The organism is Nocardiopsis sp. MG754419, assembly GCF_018207095.1.
Classification (GTDB): domain Bacteria; phylum Actinomycetota; class Actinomycetes; order Streptosporangiales; family Streptosporangiaceae; genus Nocardiopsis.
The window spans coordinates 1-4,194 of sequence record NZ_QOCZ01000253.1; the positions used below are offsets into that span (position 1 = coordinate 1).

A 4,194-nucleotide genomic window follows, 5' to 3' on the forward strand; every position below is an offset into this window, starting at 1 on the left:
CCCCCACACCCACCTCCTCTCGCCGAGCGGACACCCCGGGCCCCTTTCCCGGACGCCCTGACCCGCGCACGCCCCTGTCGGCGAACAGAACGGACACACATGCGACGGCGTACCCTTCTCACCACCGCCACCGCCGCGGCGGGCCTGAGCACCCTGGCCCCTGCGCTCGTCACGCCCGCGGCGGCCTCCGCTGCCACCTCGGGGGCGCGCACCGCCCCGCGCGTGCTCACCGAGACGACCACCGCCACCGACGCCCCGGCCCACCCCGCACGCCGGTTCGACCTGGTCGCGGTCGCCCGCCCGCCCGAGCGGACCTCGGCGGCCGTGCGCTTCGAACGCGCCGACGGGTGGGGCGCCTGGCAGGACCTGCACTTCCACACCGAGGGACCCGACCACCTCGACCCCGTCTCCACGGCGGTGGCACGCGCCCCGGAGGGGGCGACCGGCTACCAGGTGCGCGGAGCGGACGGAGCCGACCTCACCGCGCTGAACCTGCGCGACGGGGAGGACGTCACCTTCGGTGGGCGGGAGCGGGTCACCCTCTCCGCCGAGGGCGACGAGTACCGCACCCTGTCCGGTACCTCCGCGCTACCGTTGCGCACCCGCGCGGGTTGGGGCGCCGACGAGTCGCTGCGCTTCGACGAGGACGGCACCGACCTGTGGCCGGCCGAGTTCCACCGGGTCCAGGCGCTGACCGTGCACCACACGGCGTGGGAGACCACCGGTGACCACGCCGCCGACGTACGGGCCGTGTACGCGTACCACGCGGCGGAACTGGGCTGGGGCGACATCGGCTACCACCTGCTGATCGACCCCGAGGGCGTGGTGTACGAGGGTCGGCACTCGGGCGAGGACGGGGTCCCGGTCTTCTCCGGCCTCCCGCGGCCCGGCGAGGCCGCCTCGGTGACGGCGGGGCACGCCGCGGGGTTCAACCACGCCAACATCGGAGTGTGCCTGCTCGGCGACTTCACCGACGAGCTGCCCACGCGGGCCGCCCAGGACTCCTTGGTGGCGGTCCTGCGGGTGTTGTGCGCCCTCACCGGGGTGAATCCGGCGCAGCGGATCGAGTACGTGAACCCGGCCACGGGCGCGGTCACCCCACAGGAGGCGGTGGCCCGACACCGCGACTGGCTGGCCACCGAGTGCCCCGGCAACGCCTTCGCCGCGGTGTTCGACTCCGCGATCCGGGCGCGTGTGGTCCGCGGCTGGTCCTGATCCCGCCCGGCGCGCGGCCCGGCGGTCCTTCCGCCGGGCCGCGCGCCCGACCCCGGGGTGATGCGGTGGCCGCCGGCCGACCGCTGGGTGCGACGCACCACGCACCGCGGACATGGGCGCCCGGCCGCTCTTCGCCGCAGGTCGCGGCATAGATCACCCGACATTCCGGTTGCGTCGCCCTCTCCGGGCGGGGCTATCGTGAGCGCACCGCCGTGCCGTCGGCGCGCGGCGCGAGGCACGAAAAGAGGGACCGAGCCCACCATGGCCACCGTTCAGAGCACGCCGATCATGCCCGCGGTCATTCTGGAGACCGAGCGGCTCCGTCTGCGTTCCCTGCTCGAACGCGACATCGACGACGTGCACGCCTCGTGTGTGGACCCCGAACTTCAGCGGTGGATCCCGTTGCCCGCCCCCGGCGAGCCCTACACGCGGGAGAGCGCGGAGAACTTCTGTCTGCGCATCGCGCCGTCCATCCGCACCTCGGGCGATGGCCAGCACTGGGCCGTGCTGGAGCGTGAAGGCGACCGGTTCGTCGGTTCGATGGCGTTGATGCGCACCCAGTGGGCCGCGAGGGTCACCGAGGTCGGTTACTGGATCTCACCGTGGGCACGCGGTCACGGCTACGCCACCGAAGCGGTCGTGGCGGTGTCCCGGTGGGCACTCGAACAGGGCTTCCAACGGATCGAGTTGAAGGCCGGCACCGGCAACACCGGCTCACGGCGCGTGGCCGCGTCCGCCGGGTTCGTCCACGAGGGCGTGGAGCGCAACGCGATGCCCCTGAACACGGGCCGCACCGATCTGGCGGTGTACAGCCTCATCCCCTCGGACCTGGTGAGCGGCGGCTGAACCCCGGCCGCCCGGCGACGGGCGGATCGGTGAGGGCACACCGTTCACACCCGCCCCCGGTTCCGCGTCGACTCAACCCCAGACCCGGGAGAGCAGCCACTCATCCGTGGTGGTGTCGTGGCGCAGCTCGTACACCCCCTGAGAGGAGGCCGATCCGGCCTCCACCCGCCAATGCCGACACTCGGGCACCTGCGCGTGCCGAGCCGGCGTCCAGTCCCTGCGCAGGGTCACCCAGTGGTCGATGATCCTGCGTACTCCGTAGACCCTGCCGTCCCACACGAAGCGGGTGGGTCTGCCCTCGTCCTCCACGACCGTGACGTCCGCCCCGTAGTACCGCCCCACAACCGTTCCCCTCATCGACCGACTCCTCTTGGCGTCCGGCGGCGTGCGGGCACGTCGCCGGGGTGCCCGCCCGTGGGGAAGTACGACCAGGCATTCGAACGTGTATTCGAATACTAGCGAAGGGAAGGCCACCGTGGAACTGTTTCCGGCGCGACGACATCACCACCCGTGACGCCCCACGTCAGACCGTGCGCGCCCGGGGACACGGCCTCGTGCGGAGTGTCGGGGCCTCCGAACCGACGCTCACGGACGTCACGGAGGGCCCCTACCTCCTCGTGGGGAACCCGGGCCGAGGAGCGGGGCGGGGGCGGCGCGAGCGACCCTACGCGGACCGCGGGCGCCGAGCGCGCGACGTCGGTGGGTCGAGGTCCGCTCCCCCGACGCGGGCGGCACCCGGGCCCGTCCACCCGCCTGCGCTGGTGCGCGAACACCCCGCCGCCTGCGGAGAGAACCCTTCCGCTCCCCGAGGGATCACACCCCACCGACACGCGCCGAAGTGTGGGCGACAGTACGCTGTTAGGCGCATATCACACGATCTGTGAGGACCCCCGACTGTGACGTCCAACGGCCACGAAAGCGGCAGACCCCTACGCGCGGGGGACCCGCGTGAACTCGACGGTTACCGCATCGTCAGCCGGCTCGGACGTGGCGGGATGGGGACCGTCTACCTCGCCCGGGACACCTCCGGGCGCTCCGTCGCCGTCAAACTCATCCACCCCGACCTGGCCGACGACGAGTCGTTCCGGCGGCGGTTCGTGCGCGAGGTGGACGCGGCCCGCCGAGTGGCCCGGTTCTCCACCGCCGGGGTACTGGACGCCCGTCTGGAGGGCGATCCGCTGTTCATCGTCTCGGAGTACGTGTCGGGCCCCAACCTGGACGAGGCGGTGCGCGCCCAGGGGCCGATGCACGGCGGCACCCTAGAGGGCCTGGCGATGGGGGTGGCGGCGGCGTTGACCGCCATCCACGGTTCCGGGGTGGTCCACCGCGACCTCAAACCCGCCAACGTCCTGCTGTCCACGGTGGGACCGAAGGTGATCGACTTCGGCATCGCCCGCGCCCTGGACGGCGCGGGGGGCGGGATCACCCGTTCCAGCCAGCTCATGGGCACCCCCGCCTACATGGCGCCGGAGCTGATCCTCGGTGAGCCGGCGACGCCGGCCGCGGACATCTTCGCCTGGGGCTGCCTGGTGGCCTTCGCCGGCACCGGCGGCACCCCCTTCGAGGCGCCGACGGTGCCCGCGGTGCTGCACAACATCACCTCGACCGAACCCCGGCTGGACGGCCTGGACCCGAGCCTGCTGGACCTGGTCGAAGGCGCCCTGGACAAGAACCCCGCGAACCGCCCCACCTCGCAACGGCTGCTCGCCCGGCTCACCGGGCAGGAGGACCCCGAGGAGTCCGAGGTGCGGCGCACCATCAGTACCTCCTGGGCGCCGCCGAGCACGCCACCCGTGGAGGGGACCCCTCCGGAGGAGGAGTCGGGCCCACAGGGTTCGCCCGTTCCGCCGACCGTTCCCGCGTCGACGCCGACCGGCCGGGCCCCCACGGACCAGCGGGCTCCAGAACACATGACCTCCTCGGGGCAGACCCCCGGCCCGGTCCCCACGGACCGAGGGACAACGGATCAACGGCAGGGCCCCGGTCCGGAGTGGACCCCGTCGGGGGGTACGACCGCGGTCCCCGGCGGACCGGCGACTCCGCCCACCCCGCCACCATCACCGATGCCGTCGGCTCCGCAGCCGCAGCAGGCCGCGCCCGGTTCCCCGGGGTGGCCGGGCCACCCCGTGGGCG

At 73.3% G+C, this 4,194-nt stretch carries 4 protein-coding genes; 3 read left to right on the forward strand and 1 reads right to left on the reverse strand.

The genetic code is table 11. The annotated features are described in order from the left end of the window. The first annotated feature begins 99 nt into the window (after positions 1–99). Positions 100–1,215: a peptidoglycan recognition family protein gene (locus DSY14_RS27115; protein WP_211719449.1), complete on the forward strand. Its 1,116-nt coding sequence runs from the start codon at positions 100–102 to the stop codon at positions 1,213–1,215. Positions 1,216–1,476: 261 nt separating this feature from the next. Then, on the forward strand, positions 1,477–2,061 hold the full coding sequence (locus DSY14_RS27120) for a GNAT family N-acetyltransferase (RefSeq protein ID WP_211719450.1): 585 nt from the start codon (positions 1,477–1,479) through the stop codon (positions 2,059–2,061). A gap of 72 nt (positions 2,062–2,133) precedes the next feature. Here DSY14_RS27120 and DSY14_RS27125 read toward each other — a convergent pair whose 3' ends face one another. Then, complete coding sequence (locus tag DSY14_RS27125; protein WP_211719451.1) at positions 2,134–2,418, reverse strand: DUF6504 family protein; 285 nt, start codon at positions 2,416–2,418, stop codon at positions 2,134–2,136. A gap of 539 nt (positions 2,419–2,957) precedes the next feature. Here DSY14_RS27125 and DSY14_RS27130 point away from each other — a divergent pair. Continuing rightward, positions 2,958–4,194 (forward strand): protein kinase (locus DSY14_RS27130; protein WP_307851350.1); only part of this gene is annotated, 1,237 nt, incomplete at its 3' end.